Consider the following 18,981-nt stretch of genomic DNA (forward strand, 5'->3'; position numbering starts at 1 on the left):
CGCAAGTATTCGACTCTCGATCAGCATGTCCACTGACCGTATTGACCGACCGAGGGTCGGATAATGCTTGGGTCTAGCCCGCCAGGCCCTGCCGCGCGCCGTCCATCCGGCTCGCGACGGTGCCCTCGATGATCTCGTCGCCGATCTGGACCCGGACACCGCCGAGGACCGCGGGGTCCACCTCGATGTTCAGGTGCACCTGGCGACCGACCAGCCGTGCCAGCGAAGCGGCGAGCCGCTCCTTCTGCGCGTCGGACAGCGGCACCGCGGCGGTCACCAGGGCGACCACCCGGTCACGCCGACCGGCGGCGAGCCGGGAGAACTCCTCCAGGCCGCCTTCCAGGCTACGACCACGCGGCTGGGTCACCAGTCCGGTGATCAGCTGCACGGTCTGCGGCTTGGCCTTGCCGCCCAGCAGACCGCGGAGCAGCTCGCCCTTGGCCGCGGTGTCCGCGGCGCCGTCGGTGAGCGCGGACCGCAGCTCGGGGTTGGCGGCGACGATCCGTCCGAAGCGGAACAGCTCGTCCTCGACCTCGTCCAGCGAGCCGGCCCGGTCCGCACCGATGATCTCGGTGAGCGAGGCCAGCTGCTCGATCGCGTCGACCAGGTCGCGTGACTGCGCCCAGCGCGAGCGGACCATGCCGGAGACCAGGTCGAGCGCTTCCGCGCCGATCTTGCCGCCGAGCAGCGCGGTGGCCAGGTCGGCCTTGCGCTGTCCATCGGTCGCCGGGTCGGTGAGGGTACGGCGCAGCCCGACCGCGCGGTCGAGCACACCGGTCACGGCCAGCAGATCCGCACCGAGCGCGACGAGGTCCACCGACGTGCTGTCGGTCAGGGCCTCCAGGCGCTCGCGGGCCGCGGCGTTGGACTGACGTGTGGCGCTGCTCACTTGGCGGCGCTCGCAGCCTCGGCCGACTTCGCCTCGAGCTCGTCGAGGAAGCGGTCGATGATCCGGCTCTGCCGGGCGGAGTCCTCCAGGGACTCGCCGACGACGCGGCCTGCCAGGTCGGTGGCGATCCGGCCGACGTCCTGACGGAGCACGTTGGTCACCTGGCGGCGGTCGGCTTCGATCTGGGCGTGGCCCGCGGTGATGATGGACTCGCGCTGGCGCTGTCCCTCTTCCTTCATCTCCGCGATGATCACGGCGCCCTGCTCACGCGCGTGCTCGGTGATCCGAGCAGCCTCGTGACGGGCCTCCGCGAGCTGGTCCTGGTATTCCTTCAGCGTCCGGGTGGCCTCGGCCTGCGCCTCAGCCGCCCGCTCCAGGCCACCCTCGATCGCGTCGCGCCGCTCCTCCAGAGTCTTCTGGATACCGGGCAGCAGCTTCTTGCCGAGGACGCCGAAGACGATGAAGAAGCAGAGCAGGCCGATGATCAGTTCCGGGATCTCGGGGATGAGCGGGTTCTGCGCTCCTCCCTCTGCCAGGAAGAAGTTCATCATGTCTGAACCTTTCGTCGAGTGTGGCTACTGGCTGGTCGGCTTACTTGAAGATGAAGGGGACGACCAGGCCGAGCAGCGCCAGAACCTCACACAGGGCGAAGCCGAGGAACATGTTCTGGCGGATGATCGGCATGGCCTCGGGCTGACGGGCCATGGCCTCGATCGAGTGGCCGAAGACCAGGCCGATGCCGACGCCGGGGCCGATCGCGGCGAGACCGTAGGCCACGGCGCCGAGGTTGCCGGAGACGCCGGCGGCGAGCTCAACAGAAGCAGACATGGTGTCTCTGTCCTTTGGTGTTTTGCCGTACCGCTGGGGGGCTTCCCAGCGGAAGTCTTGGGGTGGTGCGGGCGGGTCAGTGACCCTCTTCGAGCGCTCCGCTGATGTACAGCGACGTCAGCAGCGTGAAGATGTACGCCTGGAGGAACTGGATCAGCACCTCGAACGCGGTCATGCCGACGGCCATGATGAACGAGCCGCCCGAGAAGAGCGCGAAGACCGAGGGGGTGAGCATGTACCAGCAGGCGGCGCTGAACATCACGATGAGCATGTGGCCGGCGAACATGTTGGCCCAGAGCCGCACCGCGAGGGTGAACGGACGCAGGATCACGTTCTGCAGGAACTCGATCACGATGATCAGCGGGAGCAGCCACCCCGGCAGGCCCTGCAGCACGGTGAGGTGCTTCCAGCCGCCGACGAAGCCGTGGGTCTTGAAGGTGAGGTACATGTACGTCACCCACACCAGCAGCGCGATGGACACCGGGAAGGCGAACCGGGACGCCACCGGGAACTGCGCCAGCGGGATGATGGACATGATGTTCATGATCCACACGAAGAAGAAGATCGAGGTCAGGAAGGGGACGTACTTGTCGCCCTTCTTGCCGATCACATCGCGGGCGATACCCCGGGAGATGAAGGTGTAGCCGATCTCGCCGACCAGCTGCAGCTTGCCGGGGACCAGCTTCGGCTTGGCGAACGCCGACCAGAAGAACCCGACCACCAGCAGCATGCAGATGATCGCGAGCAGCATCGGCTTGGTGAAGTCGAAGCTGCCGACGCTGAAGATCGGCTTGAAGTTGAACGAGTTGAGACCCGGGGCGGGGAAACCACAGCCCGAGGGCGTGATGTGACACCCGCTCTCAGCGAGCAGCGATTGGGCACTCACCCGTGACTCCTTCGTCGTGACGCATAAGAACTGCAACCTTGTGTGTCGGCGCGGCCTGTGCGGCCACGGTTCGGCACGGGAACGTGAGGTGGTGGCGCCCTGCCGGTCGACTCGGCTCTACCGCCGAGGACCAGGCGCCTCCGGGAGGGGACTGAGGTCCCTTTCGACCGGATGCGATTCCGGACGATAGCAGATCGGGATGAAGCGGCTTTACTCCGCCCTTACGTCCCATCTCGGGACTCCGCCTTCACCGGGACCGAGGGCTCCGGATCGACGTAGAGCGTCTTGCCCCGCAGCGTGAAGTAGACCTGTCCGCCCACCCAGGCCAGCGCGGTGACCAGCAGCGTGAGCGCGAAAGCCCGGCCGTTGAACAGGGTGGTGTTCTTGAACACGACGATGAAGACGCCGATGAGCAGCATCTGCACCGCGTAGACCAGCAGTCCGGCCATCATCACCAGTTGCGGCCGGTTCTGGGTCAGCCGCATCAGCAGCCAGAAGCCGAGCCCGAAGAACACGGCGACCACGGCGATGGCGACCACGGCGCCGATCAGACCCTTGGAGCCGGCGAGGACCGTGCTGAGCACAGCGGCGACGATTCCCACAGGGACAGCCGGCAGGGCTGCTCCCCGGAGAATCCGGGCGTCGTTGGACAGCATCGTCGTCAACTCCGGCGCGATGGTTGGAAAGGCGATCAAGGGAAGTCGAGGAGGGCGAGCACGGGATCACAGACCCGCGAGGCGGATCGCGACCGAACGACCTTCTCCCATAAGGTCCTTCGGCTCTTCTCCTGATGTCGTGAACGGTATCACAAGCTATTTGGTGAGGTCTTTACCCTAGAGCTGTGCTTCTTGCCACACGGGGCTCACTCGGAAGGGCTATCGGACGGTTCGTCCCGATGCGCCCGAATGGCGTCCGGCGGCGTGCGAGCCGGTCCCGATCGTGCGGAGCAGCTCCTCGTCCTCGTCGGAGAAGGATTCGACCCCCTCGGTAAGAAGTTCCCTTACCTTGGGCTCCGGCTCGGCGGAGTCGTCCGGACGGCGGTAGCGCGGCGGCAGGAAGCGCTGCGCTATCAGGGGGGCGTGCGGCTTGAAGCGGGGCAGCAGCAGCACGATGATGCCGATCAGGCAGGCCGCCATGGCGATCTTCACAGCCAGCAGCGGGGTGCGGTTCACCGAGAAGGCGATGGTCGCGAAGGCGAACAGGGCGGCCCAGAAGTACATGATCAGCACGGCCCGGCTGTGCGAGTGGCCGATCTGCAGCAGCCGGTGGTGCAGGTGGCCCTTGTCGGCCGCGAACGGCGACTGGCCGTTCCAGGTGCGCCGCACCACCGCCAGCACCAGGTCCGCCAGCGGCACCGCGATCACGGTCAGCGGCAGCAGCATCGGGATGTAGATGGGCACCATCGCGTGCACCGCGTCGGTCTGCGAGCCGGTGGTGATCACGCTCGGGTCCACCCGGCCGGTCAGCGAGATCATCGACACCGAGAGCACCAGGCCGAGCAGCAGCGCCCCCGAGTCGCCCATGAAGATCCGGGCCGGGTGCAGGTTGTGCGGCAGGAAGCCCAGGCACATCCCCACCAGGATCGCGCTGAACAGCGTTGCCGGGAGGGCGTCGGCGATGCCATGGCCGTAGGACAGCCGGTACGAGTAGGCGAAGAAGGCCAGTGCCGCGATGCAGACCATCCCGGCCGCGAGGCCGTCCAGGCCGTCGATGAAGTTCACCGCGTTCACGCTGATCACCACCAGGGCCACCGCGATGAAGGTGCCCCAGGTCTGGTGCAGCACCACCGTGCCGACACCGGGGATCGGCAGCCACAGCACGGTGACGCCCTTGAAGACCATGACGCCGGCCGCGACCATCTGGCCGCCCAGCTTCACCAGGGCGTCCACGCCCCACTTGTCGTCCAGGACCCCGATCACCCACATGATGGTGGCGCCGGCCAGCAGCGCGGGGACGTCCCCGGTGTTGGTGAAGATGCTGGAGAGCTTGCTGAGGTGGTCCGCCACCAGCAGCCCCGCGCACAGGCCGCCGAACATCGCGATGCCGCCCAGCCGGGGGGTCGGCTCCTTGTGCACGTCCCTGGCGCGGATCTGCGGCATCGCGCCCGCGATGATCGCGAACTTCCGGACCGGGCCGGTCAGCAGGTAGGTGACCGCGGTGGTGACGCAGAGCACCAGCAGGAACTCACGCATCAGCGCCCTCCAATATTGCGGTCGGCACCCCCGTGACTCCGGCTGAGCATAGCGGCCGGGGCTGCTGGGATGAACGGTGTTGCTGCGGCATCACAGCCCACCACCCTATGCATACGGACGCTCGGACCCACCATTGCGGTTTTGTCTACAGATGACTAAAGCCATGATTGTTCCGGTTCCGGCGGAAAGCGCCCGGTCAGCGCGCGCACCTCGGCCGCCACCGCCCGCGCCTCCTCCTGGCCGTCGGCCCGCAGCGCCCGGCCGACCAGGGCGCCGACCTCGGCCATCTCCGGCACGCCCATCCCCTGCGTGGTGACGCAGGCGGTGCCGAGCCGGACCCCGGAGGCCGACGCGGGCGGCGCCTGGTCGAACGGGACCGCGCACCGGCCCAGCAGCACTCCGGCCGCCTCGCAGCGCCGCTCGGCCTCCTGGCCGGTCAGCCGCAGCGGCCGGGCGTCGGCGGTGACCAGGTGGGTGTCGGTGCCGCCGGTCAGCGGACGCAGCCCCTCCGCCGCCAGCGCCGCGGCCAGCGCCTGCGCGTTGGCGACCGTCCGGCGGGCGTAGCCGGCGTACTCCGGGGTCGCGGCCAGGCCCAGGACCAGCGCCTTCGCCGCGATCTGGTTCATCGCCGGGCCGCCCTGGGTGAACGGGAACACCGCCCGGTCGACCCGTCCGGCCAGCTCCTCGGTGCACAGCAGCAGCCCGCCCCTGGGGCCGCCGAGCAGCTTGTGGGTCACCCCGCAGACCACGTCCGCGTACGGCACCGGGGAGTCCAGCACCCCGCCCGCGACCAGGCCGATGGTCTGCGCGGCGTCCGCCACCAGGTACGCGCCGACCTCGTCGGCGACGGCCCGGAAGGCGGCCCAGTCCAGGGCCCGGGGGTAGGAGATGGCCCCGGCCAGGATGGCCTTCGGCCGCACCGCTCGGGCCAGGTCGCGGACCTGGTCCAGATCCAGCAGGCCGTCCCGCTCGCGGACCCCGTAGCCGGTGAAGTCGAACCAGCGGCCGGAGAAGTTGGCCCCCGAACCGTGCGTCAGATGCCCGCCGTGCTGCAGCGACAGCGCCAGCACCGCGTCGCCGGGGCGCAGCAGCGCGGCGTACGCGGCGAGGATCGCGGAGGTGCCGGAGTGCGGCTGGACGTTGGCGTGCGCGGCGCCGAACAGCGCCTTGGCCCGCTCCACCGCGAGCAGTTCGACCTGGTCCGCGTGCGCGCAGCCGGTGTGGTGGCGGTGCCCGGGATAGCCCTCGGCGTACTTGTCGGCCAGCGGCCCGGCCAGTACCGCGCGGACCGAGGGGGCGGAGAAGTTCTCTCCGGCGAGCAGGTGCAGCTGGCTCGCCCGGCGCCGCTGCTCGGCCGCCAGGACGTCGGCGAGCCGCGGATCCTGCTCGCTGAGCACTGCCATCGCTACGCTCCCTGCACCGTGTGGTGGGCCCCGCAAGCTCACTGTAGGGCGGGAGTAATCGTTACGCCTGGGCTAGGCGGGCACTCGGGCTACCCCGGTCAGCGCGGTGACGATGGGGTCGAGCGCGTCGAAGATCTCCTCGCCGCAGTTGCGGAACATGCCCAGCGGGGCGCCGTAGGGGTCGTCCACCTCGTCGGCCTCCGGGGTCGCCGCCAGCAGCCAGCCGCGCAGCGCGGCGGCGGCGCGGACCAGGACCCGGGCCCGTTCGGCGATCTCGCCGGGGCCCTCGGCGGCCTCCGGCAGGGTGGCCGCGTCTATCGCCGTCACCAGCCGGGTGAACTCCTTGAGGGTGAAGGTGCGCAGCCCGGCGGCGTGGCCCATCGAGATGACCTGGGCCCGGTGGTCCAGGGTCGCGGTGAGCACCAGGTCGGCGCCGATGACGTGCTCGTCCAGCAGTTCGCGGCCGACGAAGCCGCGCGGGTCGGCACCGTACTCGCTGAGGATCTCGGCGGCGTTGGACTCCATCGGCGCGCCCTCGTGGCCCCAGGTGCCGGCGCTCTCCACCAGGATGTCGCCGGCCCGCGAGCCGAGCCGGTGGCTCAGCTCGTGCCGGGTCAGCCGCTCGGCAATGGGCGAGCGGCAGACGTTCCCGGTGCACACGTAGAGGATGGTGAAGGCGCCGTGCCGGGGCTCGGCGCCGCCGTAGTACGGCCGGGGGACCGGACGGGCGTGCCGTCCGCTCCCGGTGAGACCGCCCAGGGGCATGACGGAACCCGGCGCGGCACCGCGATGCGGCCCGGTTCCGTTCACGGCCGCCCGGACGTCGGTCAACTGCCGACCACCAGGTCGGGTACCACCTCGCGGAGCTGGGCCGTGGTGACCGCGCCCTCGCGCAGCAGCACCGGGACCTTGCCGCTGACGTCGACGATGGACGAGGCGACGGCGTGGTCGGCCCGGCCGCCGTCCAGGTAGACCGAGACGCTGTCGCCGAGCTGGCCCTGTGCCTCGTCGCAGTCGGCCGGGGGCGTGCCGCCGGTCAGGTTGGCGCTGGAGACGGCCAGCGGCCCGGTGGCGTTGAGCAGTTCGATGGCGACCGGGTGCAGCGGCATCCGGACCGCGACGCTGCCGCGGGTGTCGCCCAGGTCCCAGCGCAGCGACGGCTGGTGCTTGGTGACCAGGGTCAGCCCGCCCGGCCAGAAGGCGTCCACCAGCTCCCAGGCGGACTCGGAGAAGTCGCTGACCAGGCCGTGCAGCGTGGTCGGCGAGCCGACCAGGACCGGCACCGGCATGTTCCGGCCGCGGCCCTTGGCGGCCAGCAGCGCGGCGACGGCGTCCGGGGTGAAGGCGTCCGCGCCGATCCCGTAGAGGGTGTCGGTGGGCAGGACCACGAGCTCGCCCCGGCGGATCGCCGAGGCGCACTCGCGCAGGCCGGCGGCACGGTCGCTCGGATCGGCACAGTCGTAGCGGCGGCTCATCGGTACTGGCCCCTCTCTAGGGCGGATACGGCGGTCACAGCGCGGCCCGGCGGGCCGTGGCGAAGCGCGGGCGGTTGTTGAGGTCGCGGTGGTCTGCGGCGTCGGTCCAGCCGGACTCCTCGCGGAAGATCCACGGGACCAGCCCGCCCTGGGTGTCGGCGTGCTCGATCACCACCACCCCGCCGGGGCGGAGCAGCCGGGCGGCGACCTTCTCGATCCCGCGGATGGCGTCCAGGCCGTCCTCGCCGGAGAACAGCGCCAGCTCGGGGTCGTGGTCCCGGGCCTCGGGGGCGACGTACTCCCACTCGGTCAGCGGGATGTAGGGCGGGTTGCTGATCACCAGGTCGAACCGGCCGTGCAGTTCGGGCCGGTCCTCGAAGGCGGTGGTGGCGTCGCCCTGGACCAGGCTGATCCGGGACGCGTCCGGGCTGGCGTCGACGTTGCGCCGGGCCCAGCCGTAGGCCTGCTCGGACAGCTCGACCGCGTGCACCCGGCTCCGCGGCACCTCCTGGGCCAGCGCCAGCGCGATCGCGCCGGAGCCGGTGCAGAGGTCCACCACCAGCGGTTCGGCGACGTCCATCGAGCGCAGCGCGTCTATGGCCCAGCCGACCACCGACTCGGTCTCCGGGCGCGGCACGAACACCCCGGGGCCGACCAGCAGCTCCAGGTAGCGGAAGAAGGCCCGCCCGGTGATGTGCTGCAGCGGCTCGCGGGCCTCGCGGCGGGAGATGACCTCCCAGTAGCGGGCGTCGAACTCGCCGTCGGCGACGGTGTGCAGCTCGCCCCGCTTGACCTCGTGGACGTACGCGGCCAGCTCCTCGGCGTCGAAGCGCGGCGAGGGCACGCCCGCCGCGGCCAGGCGCTGGGTGGCCTGGGCCACCTCGGCGAGCAGCAGGTTCACCGCGTACCTCCTCGGGTGTTCTGGGCTCAGTTGTTGTGGGCGGCGGCTTCGAGCCTGGCCGCGGCGTCGGCGTCGACCGCCGACTGGATCACCGGGTCGAGCTCGCCGCCGAGGACCTGGTCCAAGTTGTACGCCTTGAAGCCGGTGCGGTGGTCCGAGATGCGGTTCTCCGGGAAGTTGTAGGTCCGGATCCGCTCGGACCGGTCCACGCTGCGGACCTGGCTCCGGCGCGCGTCGCTGGCCTCCTGGTCCGCCTCCTCCTGAGCGGCGGCGAGGATCCGCGACCGCAGGATGCGCATGGCCTGCTCCTTGTTCTGGAGCTGGCTCTTCTGGTTCTGGCAGGAGGAGACGATACCGGTGGGGAGGTGGGTGATCCGGACCGCCGAGTCGGTGGTGTTGACCGACTGGCCGCCGGGGCCGGACGAGCGGTAGACGTCGATCCGCAGGTCGTTGGCGTTGATCTCGATCTCGACCTCCTCCGCCTCGGGCGTGACCAGCACACCGGCCGCGGAGGTGTGGATCCGGCCCTGCGACTCGGTCGCGGGCACCCGCTGCACCCGGTGCACGCCGCCCTCGTACTTCAGCCGGGCCCAGACCCCCTGGCCCGGTTCCAGGGCGCCGCGGGCCTTCACCGACACCTGGACGTCCTTGTAGCCGCCGAGGTCGGACTCGTTGGCGTCGATGACCTCGGTCCGCCAGCCGACCTTCTCGGCGTAGCGCAGGTACATCCGCAGCAGGTCCCCGGCGAACAGCGCCGACTCCTCGCCGCCCTCGCCCGCCTTGACCTCCAGCAGGACGTCCTTGTCGTCGTTGGGGTCGCGCGGGACCAGCAGCAGCCGCAGGTCCTCGGTCAGCTGCTCGCGCTGCCGCTCCAGGGACTTGATCTCGGCGTAGAAGTCCGGGTCGTCCTCGGCGAACTCGCGGGCCGCCTCGATGTCGTCGCCGGTCTGCCGCCAGGCCCGGTAGGCCGCGGTGATCGGGGTCAGCTCGGCGTACCGCTTGGAGAGCCTGCGGGCCTCCCCCTGGTCGGCGTGGACCGCCGGGTCGGCCAGCCGCTCCTCAAGGACCGCGTGCTCGCTCAGGAGCTCCTCGACTGCCTCGAACATGGCGCTGTGCCTTCTTCCGACGTGCGTGTGGCCTGACAGGGCGGGGGTGTCCAACGCGAACGGCGCCGACCGGGCCGCACCTCCGCGAGGGAGAGCGCGCCCGGCCGGCGCCGAGGAACCGCTACTGGTGCTTGGCGGCGTGCTTCTTGCCGAAGCGGGCCTCGAAGCGGGCCACGCGGCCACCGGTGTCCATGATCTTCTGCTTGCCGGTGTAGAACGGGTGGCAGTTGGAGCAGATCTCGGCGCGCATGACGCCGGACTGCTCGGTGCTGCGGGTGGTGAACTCGTTGCCGCAGGTGCAGGTGACCTGGGTGACCACGTAGGTGGGGTGGATCTCGGACTTCAAGGGGTGCTCCTAGGTTCGGGAGGGTTCCGGGTCGCACGGCGGGCTGCCGTCCGTGAACCGGGACCGACGTACCAGTCTGCCAGCACTGGCCGCATCTGCCCAAACCGGCGGGGGGCGCCCGCTATTCCGGGCTCCGGTCGGAGCTCGTGCCGGACGCGCTCGGGCCTGCGCCGCTGCTCGCGCTCGGGCCGGCCGCCGGGGTCGGGCTGGTGGCCGGGTTCTGCAGCTGCAGGGCCAGCACCGAGGCCGGGACCGGCTGGTCCAGCGCCAGCGCCGCCCACAGGTCGGCTGCCTGCGGGTCCAGGGCGACCAGGCGGTTGGGGTCGCTGGGGGCGACCACGGTCGGCATGGTGACCGCGGTGATGTCCTTGTCGCCGATGCCCCGCATCCCCTCGGCCAGCGACACCAGCGACGTCACCGAGCCCAGCTGGCTGTCGGTGGTGAGCGCGCTGGTCGCGGTGTCCGCGATGTCCAGCAGTTTGACCGGGTCGGAGAGCAGCCCCATGCCCTCCACCTTGGTCAGGATCGACTTCATCATCTGCTGCTGCAGCTCGATCCGGCCCAGGTCGCTGCCGTCGCCGACGCCGTGCCGGGTCCGCACGAAGGCCAGCGCCTGGGTGCCGTTCAGGGTGTGCGTGCCGGCCGCGAGGTGCAGCCCGCTCTTCTGGTCGTCGATCGGGACGGTGGTGGTCACGGTGACCCCGCCGAGGGCGTCGATGAGCTTGGCGAAGCCGGAGAAGTCCAGTTCGACGTAGTGGTCCATGCGCAGCCCGGTCATCGACTCCACCGTCTTCACCGCGCAGGCGGGCCCGCCGACCTCGTACGCGGTGTTGAACATCGCGCCGTCCGCCGCCGCGGCCGTGCCGCCCTTCACCGAGGGGCAGGAGGGCCTGCTGACCAGGGTGTCCCGGGGGATGCTGACGATGTCGGCGTGGTCGTGTGCCTGGTTCACATGGATCACCATCGCGGTGTCCGAGCGCGCGGTGCCGTCGGCGGCCCCCCCGGCCAGCTGCCCGTTGCTGCCGGAGCGGGAGTCCGAGCCGAGCAGCAGGATGTTCATCGTTCCGCTGCCCGAGGCGCCGGGGCGGTCGCTGCCCAGCGCCCCGCTGATGTCCACGGTCCTGAGGTTGCTGTTGAGCCGCCAGTAGACGTACCCGCCCGCCCCGGCGCAGAGCACCAGGACGGCCGCCGTGGACCAGGCCAGAATCCGCAGCAGGCGGCGCCGGGGACGGCCGCTTTCCGCAGGTTGAGGCTTTTCATCCGACTTGTCCGTCATTCCGCGAGCGTACGGCAGCCGGATCGGGGCCGCCCGCAGGAGCCGCCCGCGGCAGGGGACGCCGCAGCCCCGGACGGCTGTGCGTCCGGGGCTGCGGCGTGGCGACGGGGCCGGGTCAGTCCTGGCCGGGCGTCGTCTTGGCGATCTGCATCAGGAACTCGGCGTTGCTCTTGGTCTGCTTCATCTTGTCCAGCAGCAGCTCGATGGCCTGCTGGCCGTCCAGCGCGTGCAGCACCCGGCGGAGCTTCCAGGTGATCGCCAACTCCTCGGAGCCGAGCAGGATCTCCTCCTTGCGGGTGCTGGACGCGTCCACGTCCACCGCCGGGAAGATGCGCTTGTCCGCGAGCTTGCGGTCGAGCTTGAGCTCCATGTTGCCGGTGCCCTTGAACTCCTCGAAGATCACGTCGTCCATCCGCGAGCCGGTGTCGACCAGCGCGGTGGCGATGATGGTCAGCGAGCCGCCGTTCTCGATGTTGCGCGCGGCGCCGAAGAACTTCTTCGGCGGGTAGAGCGCGGTCGAGTCGACACCGCCGGACAGGATGCGTCCGGAGGTCGGGGCCGCCAGGTTGTAGGCGCGGCCCAGACGGGTGATCGAGTCCAGCAGCACGACCACGTCGTGGCCCAGCTCCACCAGCCGCTTGGCCCGCTCGATGGCCAGCTCGGCGACGGTGGTGTGGTCCTCGGCCGGACGGTCGAAGGTCGAGGAGATGACCTCGCCCTTGACCGAGCGGGTCATGTCGGTGACCTCTTCCGGACGCTCGTCGACCAGGACGACCATCAGGTGGCACTCGGGGTTGTTGTGGGTGATCGCGTTGGCGATCGCCTGCATGATCATGGTCTTGCCGGTCTTCGGCTGGGCCACGATCAGGCCGCGCTGGCCCTTGCCGATCGGCGCGACCAGGTCGATGATCCTGGTCGTCAGCACGCCCGGGTCGGTCTCCAGCCGCAGCCGCTCCTGCGGGTACAGCGGGGTCAGCGTGTTGAACTGCGGGCGGTTGCGGCCGTTGTCGGGCTCGCTGCCGTTCACCGAGTCCAGCCGGACCAGCGCGTTGAACTTCTCGCGGCGCTCGCCGTCCTTGGGCTGGCGCACCGCGCCGGTGATCGCGTCACCCTTGCGCAGGCCGTTCTTGCGGACCTGGGCCAGCGACACGTACACGTCGTTCGGGCCGGACAGGTAGCCCGAGGTCCGGACGAAGGCGTAGTTGTCCAGGATGTCCAGGATGCCGGCCACCGGGATCAGCACGTCGTCGTCGTTGACCGGCTGCTCCGGCGGGGCGTCGAAGCCGTCCCGGCGGTTGCGGCGGTTGCGGTCGCGGTAGCGCCCGCGGCGACGGCCGCCGCCGAACTCGTCGTCGTCCTGGAAGCCGCCCTGCTGGTCCTGGCGCTGGTCCTGCTGGCGCTGGGACTGCCCGCCGCCCTGCTGGCCCTGGCCGCCGCCCTGGCGGCCCTGCTGGCCGTCCTGGCCCTGGTTGTTGCCGCGGTCGCGGCGGTTGCGGCGCTCACTGCGGTCGTTGCCGGCGCCGGCGTTGCCGCGGTCGGCGTTGCGGTCGTTGCCGCGCTCCCTGCGGTCGCTGGAGCGGTCGCCGCCCTCGGTCTCCACCGCGGCGCCGTCCTGGCTGCGCTCACGCCGCTCACGGCGGTCCCTGCGGCCTTCGCGGGCGGTCTCCCCGCCGTCCCCGCGGCCCTGCTCCTGCGCCGGACGCTCGCGCACCTCGGTCGCCACGGCGGCGGCCGGCTCGGCGGCCGGGGCGTCCTGCGCGGCGCCCTCGGCGCCGGTGAGCGAGGTCGAGGTGACCGGGGCGGTGGCCCGGCGGCTGCGCCGCGGGGCCCGCTCGGCGACGGTCTCACCGGCGGTCTGCACCGGGATCTCGATCTGCTGCTCGGCCGCGCGGGACCGGGCGGTGCGCCGGGCCGGGGGCGCCTCGACGGCCTCGGCCGCGGGGGCCGCGGGGGCGTCGGCGGCGGCCGGGGCGGCGGCGGTCTTGCGGGGGGCTCGCTTCGCGGCCGGCGCCTCGGAGGCAGCGAGCAGCGGGTCCCCGCCGTTCTTCTCCTTGATGGCGTCGATCAGGTCGCTCTTGCGCATCCGGCCGGTGCCGCTGATGCCGAGGCCGGTGGCGAGCTGCTGCAGCTCTGCGAGCACCATGGCGTTCAGCCCGGTGCCCGTGGTCCGACGGCGCTTCGGCGCAGGGGCCGTGGTTGCGTCCGACGCGTCAGCGTCCGGGCGCGCGCCCATCAGATCGGTGGTGTCGCTCACGAAGGGTCCTTCCCTGGAGCGGACGTCGGCCTGTCTGGCTCGGCGACCGGTTGTGCTGTCCGTCGCTGCGCTCGTTTTCGCAGCTACGGGGCGGTGGTCCGCCGGATGGCGGTCATGCGTACGTGCGGTGTTGGTGTTCTGTGTGCTGACGCACACCGCTTCCCGGGCCCCCGTCGCGTGTCATGGGTGTAAGTCACATGCGGGACCGAGGCACCGACACGGCTTCGGGATGCGGTCACACTCGCGCAGGCAGGCTGCGTACGCGCTGTGGCGGGCTCCCGGAGAATTGCTGTCCCGGAACAGTCGCTCCGCGGAACGGAGCGGACCAGGATCGGGACGCGGCGCACCGGGCCCCGTAGGGCGCCTGGTGCAGACATGAGATTAACACTACTGGACCCAACAAACATTCCCCCACTCCGCGTCTGCCAATCGTGTCCCCGATCTCACCCCTCGGTACACCCCGCTCAGCCCTCGGGCGGCTTCGGCCCGGCGCCGGGCGTCTCCGGCTTCGCGTCGGACTGGAGCGGGAGGACGCAGGCGCCGTCGAGGTCGAGGTCCAGGCGGTGGGCGGCCCAGCGCGGCCCCGACAGGTGCGCGGAGACCTCGGCCGGCAGCGTGTCGGCGGTGGCCGGGTCGGTCAGCGCCAGCACGGTGGGGCCCGCGCCGGAGATGACCGCGGCGACGCCCCGGGCCCGCAGCACCGCCACGAGTTCGGCGCTGGCCGGCATCGCCGGGGTGCGGTAGTCCTGGTGCAGCCGGTCCTCGGTGGCGGGCAGCAGCAGTTCCGGCCGCCGGGTGATCGCCTCGACCAGCAGCGCCGCCCGGCCGACGTTCGCGGCGGCGTCGGCGTGCGGCACGGTGGCCGGCAGCAGGCCCCGGGCGACCTCGGTGAGCACCGGGTCGGCGGGCACGAACACCAGCGGGACCACGGCGGCGGACGGCTCCAGGGTCACCGCGTGGGCGGCCGAGGCGGTGGGCGCGTCGTCGGTCCAGGCGATGGTGAAGCCGCCGAGCACGCAGGCGGCGACGTTGTCGGGGTGGCCCTCGATCTCGGAGGCCAGCGCGAGCACCGCGGCCTGGTCCATCAGCTCGGCGCCGCCGACGGTGACGGCGCGGGCGGCGGTGATGCCGGCCACGATCGCGGCCGAGGAGGAGCCGAGGCCGCGGCCGTGCGGGATGCGGTTGGCGCAGACCACTTCGAGGCCGCGGGGCTGGCCGCCGAGGCGGTCGAAGGCAGCGCGCATGGAGCGGACCACCAGGTGCCGCTCGTCGCGGGCGAGGGTGTCGGCGCCCTCGCCCGCGATGTCGACGTAGAGGCCGGAGTCGGCGACCCGGACCACCACGTCGTCGTAGAGGCTCAGGGCCAGGCCGAAGGCGTCGAAGCCGGGACCCAGGTTGGCGCTGGTCGCGGGGACGCGGACGCGGGTCGCGGCGGCGCGGAAGGACGGGGCCGGCATGTCGCTGTCGCTCCTGGGTTTTCTTCGCCTGCGGCGGGGCCTCTAGCGTATCGAAAAGGTGTTCTGGCCGAACAGGCCCTGGGGTCCGAACAGACCCTAGAGCAGGCCGAGGCGTTCGGCGGCGGCGGTCGCGTCGATCGGGATGGTGGTGGGTCGGGGCGCGCCCGCGACCGCCCAGTCCGGGTCCTTGAGGCCGTTGCCGGTGACCGTGCAGACGATCCGCTGGCCGGGGTCGACCAGGCCCTGCTCGGCGGCGTGCAGCAGGCCGGCCACGCTGGCAGCCGAGGCGGGCTCGACGAACACGCCCTCGCGGGAGGCCAGCAGCCGGTAGGCGGACAGGATCTGACGGTCGGTGACCTTGTCGATCAGACCGTGGGAGTCGTCCCTGGCGGCGATCGCCTGCTCCCAGGAGGCCGGGTTGCCGATCCGGATCGCGGTGGCGATGGTCTGCGGGCTCAGCACCGGGGCGCCGTCCACGATGGGGGCCGAGCCGGAGGCCTGGAAGCCCCACATCCGGGGGGCGTGCGACGCGAGGCCGTCCTTGGCGTACTCCTGGTAGCCCTTCCAGTAGGCGGTGATGTTGCCCGCGTTGCCGACCGGGAGGACGTGGATGTCCGGGGCGTCGCCGAGCATGTCGACGATCTCGAAGGCCGCGGTCTTCTGGCCCTCGATCCGGGCCGGGTTGACCGAGTTGACCAGGGCCACCGGGTACTTGTCGGAGAGGTCGCGGGCCAGCGTCAGGCAGTCGTCGAAGTTGCCGTCGACCTGGAGGATCTTCGCGCCGTGGACCAGCGCCTGGCCCATCTTGCCGAGCGCGATCTTGCCCTGCGGGACCAGCACCGCGCAGACCATCCCGGCCCGTACCGCGTACGCCGCGGCGGAGGCCGAGGTGTTGCCGGTGGAGGCGCAGATGACGGCCTGGGCGCCCTCCTCGGCGGCCTTGGACATCGCCATGGTCATCCCGCGGTCCTTGAAGGAGCCGGTCGGGTTGGCGCCCTCGACCTTGAGGTAGACCTCGCAGCCGGTGCGCTCGGAGAGCAGCTGGGCCGGGACGAGCGGTGTGCCGCCTTCGAGCAGGGTGACCACGGGGGTGGCGTCGGTCACCGGGAGGCGGTCGCGGTACTCGTTGATGAGGCCGCGCCACTGGTGGGTGTGGGTGAGAGTGGTCATGAGGTCATTCCCCTTCGACACGCATGATGCTGGCCACGCCGCGGACGTTGTCCAGGCTGCGCAGTGCGGAGACCGTAGCGGACAGCGCGGCGTCGGTGGCGCGGTGGGTCACTACGACGAGTGAGGCGTCGCCCTCCCGGCCCTGCTGGCGGACGGTGTCGATGGACACGCCGTGCTCGGCGAAGACGGTGGCGACCTGGGCGAGGACGCCTGCCTTGTCGGCTACGTCGAGGCTGACGTGGTAGCGGGTGACCACGCCGTCCATGGGGCTCACGGTGAGCTGAGCGTACGCCGACTCCCCCGGTCCGGTGGAACCGGCCAGCTTGTTGCGGCAGACCGCGACCAGGTCGCCGAGCACCGCGCTGGCGGTCGGGGCGCCGCCGGCGCCGGGGCCGTAGAACATCAGCTGCCCGGCGGCCTCGGACTCGACGAAGACCGCGTTGTAGGCGCCGCGGACGTTGGCCAGCGGGTGGGTGCGCGGGATCATCGCCGGGTGCACCCGGGCGGTGACCCTGCTGCCGTCGGCCGAGCGCTCGCAGATGGCGAGCAGTTTGACCACGCTGTTCATCGCCTTGGCGCTGGCGATGTCGGCGGCGGTGACCTCGGTCAGGCCCTCGCGGAAGACGTCGGCGGCGGTGACCCGGGTGTGGAAGGCGATTCCGGCCAGGATGGCGGCCTTGGCGGCGGCGTCGAAGCCCTCCACGTCGGCGGTGGGGTCGGCCTCGGCGTAGCCCAGCGCGGTGGCCTCCTCCAGCGCCTCGGAGTAGCCGGCGCCGGTGCTGTCCATCTTGTCGAGGATGAAGTTGGTGGTGCCGTTGACGATGCCGAGGACCCGGTTCACCTTGTCGCCGGCGAGGGACTCGCGGAGCGGGCGGATCAGCGGGATGGCCCCGGCCACGGCGGCCTCGTAGTAGAGGTCGGCCCCGGCCGCGGCGGCAGCGGCGTGCAGCGCCGAGCCGTCGGCGGCGAGCAGCGCCTTGTTGGCGCTGACCACGGAGGCGCCCTGCTCGAAGGCGGTGAGGATCAGGCTGCGGGCCGGCTCGATGCCGCCGATGACCTCGATCACCACGTCGATGTCGTCGCGTTTGACCAGCTCGGCGGCGTCGGTGGTGACCAGCTCGTCCGGGATGCCGGGACGGGGGCGGTTGGCGCGGCGGACGGCGACCCCGGCGAGCTCCACCGGGGCGCCGATCCGGGCGGCCAGGTCGGCGGCGTGCGTCGTCATGATGCGGGCCACTTCGGTGCCGACTACTCCACAACCGAGGAGCGCTACCTTCAGTGTGCGCATCGTCCGACTCCACTCTGCTTGGGTGATGGATGCTTGGGACAGGGATCCTTGTTCAGTTTCGGGGACGACCCGGATAAATCTGCGGGCGTTCCAGAGTCTGAGATGTGAATTTCGTCAGCCGATATCCAGGCGCAGGAGATCCTCCTCCGTCTCGCGCCGGACGATGACCCGGGGCCCCGCCTCGGAGACGGCGACCACCGGCGGCTTGAGGGCGTGGTTGTAGTTGCTGGCCATCGAGCGGCAGTAGGCGCCGGTGGCCGGGACCGCGAGCAGGTCGCCGGGGGCCAGGTCGGCGGGCAGGAAGGCGTCCCTGACCACGATGTCGCCGGACTCGCAGTGCTTGCCGACCACCCGGCTGAGCATCGGCTCGGCGGAGGAGGCCCGGGAGACCAGCGCGACCGAGTACTCGGCGTCGTAGAGGGCGGTGCGGATGTTGTCCGACATGCCGCCGTCCACGCTGACGTAGGTGCGCAGCCCCTCCAGCGGCTTGACCGTGCCGACCCGGTAGAGGGTGAAGGCGGTGGGGCCGACGATGGCGCGGCCGGGCTCGACCGAGAGCCGGGGGGTGCTCAGGCCCGCGGACGCGCACTCGCGCCGGACGATGTCGGCCAGCGCGCTGGCGATGTCGGCGGGCTCGGCCGGGTCGTCCTCGCTGGTGTAGGCGATGCCGAGGCCGCCGCCGAGGTCGATCTCGGGGAGCTCCACGCCGTGCTCGGCCTTGATCTCGGCGAGCAGGCCGACCACCCGGCGGGCGGCGACCTCGAAGCCGGCCATGTCGAAGATCTGCGAGCCGATGTGCGAGTGGATGCCGCGGAGTTCCAGGCCGTCCAGGGTCAGCGCCCGGCGCACCGCCTCGGCGGCGTGGCCGCCGGAGAGCGAGAGGCCGAACTTCTGGTCCTCGTGCGCGGTGGCGATGAACTCGTGGGTGTGCGCCTCGACCCCGACCGTGACCCGGATCAGGATCTTCTGCCGGACGCCCTGCTGCTCGGCGATCCAGGAGAGCCGGACCAACTCGTCGTAGGAGTCCACCACGACGTGGCCGACCCCGGACTTGACGGCGTATTCGAGCTCGGGGACCGACTTGTTGTTGCCGTGGAAGGCGATCCGGTCGGCGGGCATTCCGGCGGACAGGGCGACGGTCAGTTCGCCGCCGCTGCACACGTCCACGTTCAGGCCCTCTTCGTGCAGCCAGCGGACCACCGCGCGGGAGAGGAAGGCCTTGCCCGCGTAGTAGACGTCGGCGTCCGCGCCGAAGGCGTCGCGCCAGGCCCGGCAGCGGGCGCGGAAGTCCTGCTCGTCGAGGATGTAGGCGGGGGTGCCGAACTCCTCGGCGAGCTGCCGCACGTCGACGCCGCCGACGGTGACCGGGCCGCTGAGGGTGCGGGTGACCGTGCGGGCCCAGACCTTGGGGTCCAGGGCGTTCAGGTCGGCCGGAGGGGCGGTGAAGTGCCCCTCCGGCATGACGTCCCCGTGGCGCGGGCCTGCGGGGTGGGCGGAGCGGCTCATGCGT

Annotated in this window: 18 protein-coding genes; all 18 read right to left on the bottom strand. The window is 71.4% G+C overall.

All coding sequences use genetic code 11. The features are described from left to right. Positions 1-73: 73 nt before the first annotated feature. Positions 74-889 (bottom strand): F0F1 ATP synthase subunit delta, encoded by an 816-nt coding sequence (locus ACEZDE_RS11405; RefSeq protein WP_380535204.1) that lies wholly within the window; start codon positions 887-889, stop codon positions 74-76. Continuing rightward, the gene (locus ACEZDE_RS11410) at positions 886-1,437 is read right to left on the bottom strand and encodes a F0F1 ATP synthase subunit B (RefSeq protein ID WP_380535685.1); all 552 of its coding nucleotides are present in this window, start codon (positions 1,435-1,437) and stop codon (positions 886-888) included. The genes ACEZDE_RS11405 and ACEZDE_RS11410 overlap by 4 nt, the downstream gene beginning before the upstream one ends. A gap of 43 nt (positions 1,438-1,480) precedes the next feature. Continuing rightward, positions 1,481-1,717: an ATP synthase F0 subunit C gene (atpE, locus tag ACEZDE_RS11415; protein WP_380535206.1), complete on the bottom strand. Its 237-nt coding sequence runs from the start codon at positions 1,715-1,717 to the stop codon at positions 1,481-1,483. A gap of 76 nt (positions 1,718-1,793) precedes the next feature. Continuing rightward, entirely contained in the window at positions 1,794-2,603 is an 810-nt protein-coding gene (gene atpB, locus ACEZDE_RS11420; protein WP_380535209.1) for a F0F1 ATP synthase subunit A, read from the bottom strand. A 221-nt stretch (positions 2,604-2,824) separates the two neighbouring features. Continuing rightward, positions 2,825-3,187, bottom strand: coding sequence for a hypothetical protein (locus ACEZDE_RS11425; protein ID WP_380535212.1), 363 nt, complete (start codon positions 3,185-3,187; stop codon positions 2,825-2,827). Positions 3,188-3,478: 291 nt separating this feature from the next. Next, on the bottom strand, positions 3,479-4,795 hold the full coding sequence (locus ACEZDE_RS11430) for an MraY family glycosyltransferase (RefSeq protein WP_380535214.1): 1,317 nt from the start codon (positions 4,793-4,795) through the stop codon (positions 3,479-3,481). A gap of 155 nt (positions 4,796-4,950) precedes the next feature. Next, positions 4,951-6,198: a serine hydroxymethyltransferase gene (locus ACEZDE_RS11435; protein ID WP_380535216.1), complete on the bottom strand. Its 1,248-nt coding sequence runs from the start codon at positions 6,196-6,198 to the stop codon at positions 4,951-4,953. 72 nt (positions 6,199-6,270) lie between these two features. Then, positions 6,271-6,963 (bottom strand): arsenate reductase/protein-tyrosine-phosphatase family protein, encoded by a 693-nt coding sequence (locus ACEZDE_RS11440; protein WP_380535217.1) that lies wholly within the window; start codon positions 6,961-6,963, stop codon positions 6,271-6,273. 62 nt (positions 6,964-7,025) lie between these two features. Beyond that, positions 7,026-7,673: an L-threonylcarbamoyladenylate synthase gene (locus tag ACEZDE_RS11445; protein ID WP_380535219.1), complete on the bottom strand. Its 648-nt coding sequence runs from the start codon at positions 7,671-7,673 to the stop codon at positions 7,026-7,028. Between the two features lie 34 nt (positions 7,674-7,707). Further along, positions 7,708-8,574 carry a peptide chain release factor N(5)-glutamine methyltransferase gene (gene prmC / locus ACEZDE_RS11450; RefSeq protein WP_380535221.1) on the bottom strand — a complete coding sequence of 289 codons (867 nt, stop codon included), beginning with the start codon at positions 8,572-8,574 and terminating at the stop codon, positions 7,708-7,710. Between the two features lie 26 nt (positions 8,575-8,600). After that, complete coding sequence (gene prfA / locus ACEZDE_RS11455) at positions 8,601-9,680, bottom strand: peptide chain release factor 1 (RefSeq protein WP_380535223.1); 1,080 nt, start codon at positions 9,678-9,680, stop codon at positions 8,601-8,603. 121 nt (positions 9,681-9,801) lie between these two features. Then, the gene (rpmE, locus tag ACEZDE_RS11460; protein ID WP_380535224.1) at positions 9,802-10,026 is read right to left on the bottom strand and encodes a 50S ribosomal protein L31; all 225 of its coding nucleotides are present in this window, start codon (positions 10,024-10,026) and stop codon (positions 9,802-9,804) included. 121 nt (positions 10,027-10,147) lie between these two features. Continuing rightward, a complete protein-coding gene (locus ACEZDE_RS11465) occupies positions 10,148-11,302 on the bottom strand; it encodes an LCP family protein (protein WP_380535225.1) in 1,155 nt (384 codons plus the stop codon). A gap of 115 nt (positions 11,303-11,417) precedes the next feature. Further along, entirely contained in the window at positions 11,418-13,556 is a 2,139-nt protein-coding gene (gene rho / locus ACEZDE_RS11470; RefSeq protein WP_380535226.1) for a transcription termination factor Rho, read from the bottom strand. Positions 13,557-14,020: 464 nt separating this feature from the next. Continuing rightward, the gene (gene thrB, locus ACEZDE_RS11475; protein ID WP_380535228.1) at positions 14,021-15,013 is read right to left on the bottom strand and encodes a homoserine kinase; all 993 of its coding nucleotides are present in this window, start codon (positions 15,011-15,013) and stop codon (positions 14,021-14,023) included. 96 nt (positions 15,014-15,109) lie between these two features. Then, positions 15,110-16,183, bottom strand: a complete 1,074-nt coding sequence (thrC, locus tag ACEZDE_RS11480; protein WP_380535230.1) for a threonine synthase — start codon at positions 16,181-16,183, stop codon at positions 15,110-15,112. 4 nt (positions 16,184-16,187) lie between these two features. Continuing rightward, positions 16,188-17,471 (bottom strand): homoserine dehydrogenase, encoded by a 1,284-nt coding sequence (locus ACEZDE_RS11485; protein ID WP_380535232.1) that lies wholly within the window; start codon positions 17,469-17,471, stop codon positions 16,188-16,190. Between the two features lie 114 nt (positions 17,472-17,585). Continuing rightward, complete coding sequence (lysA, locus tag ACEZDE_RS11490; RefSeq protein WP_380535234.1) at positions 17,586-18,977, bottom strand: diaminopimelate decarboxylase; 1,392 nt, start codon at positions 18,975-18,977, stop codon at positions 17,586-17,588. Between the last annotated feature and the right edge of the window lie 4 nt (positions 18,978-18,981).

Source organism: Streptacidiphilus cavernicola (genome assembly GCF_042510955.1).
GTDB lineage: Bacteria > Actinomycetota > Actinomycetes > Streptomycetales > Streptomycetaceae > Streptacidiphilus > Streptacidiphilus cavernicola.

Bases quoted from the DNA above. Each gene is read 5' to 3' on its own strand.
- ACEZDE_RS11410 (WP_380535685.1), bottom strand. From the start codon at position 1,437: ATGAACTTCTTCCTGGCAGAGGGAGGAGCGCAGAACCCGCTCATCCCC.
- atpE (WP_380535206.1), bottom strand. From the start codon at position 1,717: ATGTCTGCTTCTGTTGAGCTCGCCGCCGGCGTCTCCGGCAACCTCGGC.
- ACEZDE_RS11430 (WP_380535214.1), bottom strand. From the start codon at position 4,795: ATGCGTGAGTTCCTGCTGGTGCTCTGCGTCACCACCGCGGTCACCTAC.
- ACEZDE_RS11435 (WP_380535216.1), bottom strand. From the start codon at position 6,198: ATGGCAGTGCTCAGCGAGCAGGATCCGCGGCTCGCCGACGTCCTGGCG.
- ACEZDE_RS11440 (WP_380535217.1), bottom strand. From the start codon at position 6,963: ATGCCCCTGGGCGGTCTCACCGGGAGCGGACGGCACGCCCGTCCGGTC.
- ACEZDE_RS11445 (WP_380535219.1), bottom strand. From the start codon at position 7,673: ATGAGCCGCCGCTACGACTGTGCCGATCCGAGCGACCGTGCCGCCGGC.
- prfA (WP_380535223.1), bottom strand. From the start codon at position 9,680: ATGTTCGAGGCAGTCGAGGAGCTCCTGAGCGAGCACGCGGTCCTTGAG.
- ACEZDE_RS11465 (WP_380535225.1), bottom strand. From the start codon at position 11,302: ATGACGGACAAGTCGGATGAAAAGCCTCAACCTGCGGAAAGCGGCCGT.
- thrB (WP_380535228.1), bottom strand. From the start codon at position 15,013: ATGCCGGCCCCGTCCTTCCGCGCCGCCGCGACCCGCGTCCGCGTCCCC.
- thrC (WP_380535230.1), bottom strand. From the start codon at position 16,183: ATGACCACTCTCACCCACACCCACCAGTGGCGCGGCCTCATCAACGAG.
- ACEZDE_RS11485 (WP_380535232.1), bottom strand. From the start codon at position 17,471: ATGCGCACACTGAAGGTAGCGCTCCTCGGTTGTGGAGTAGTCGGCACC.
- lysA (WP_380535234.1), bottom strand. From the start codon at position 18,977: ATGAGCCGCTCCGCCCACCCCGCAGGCCCGCGCCACGGGGACGTCATG.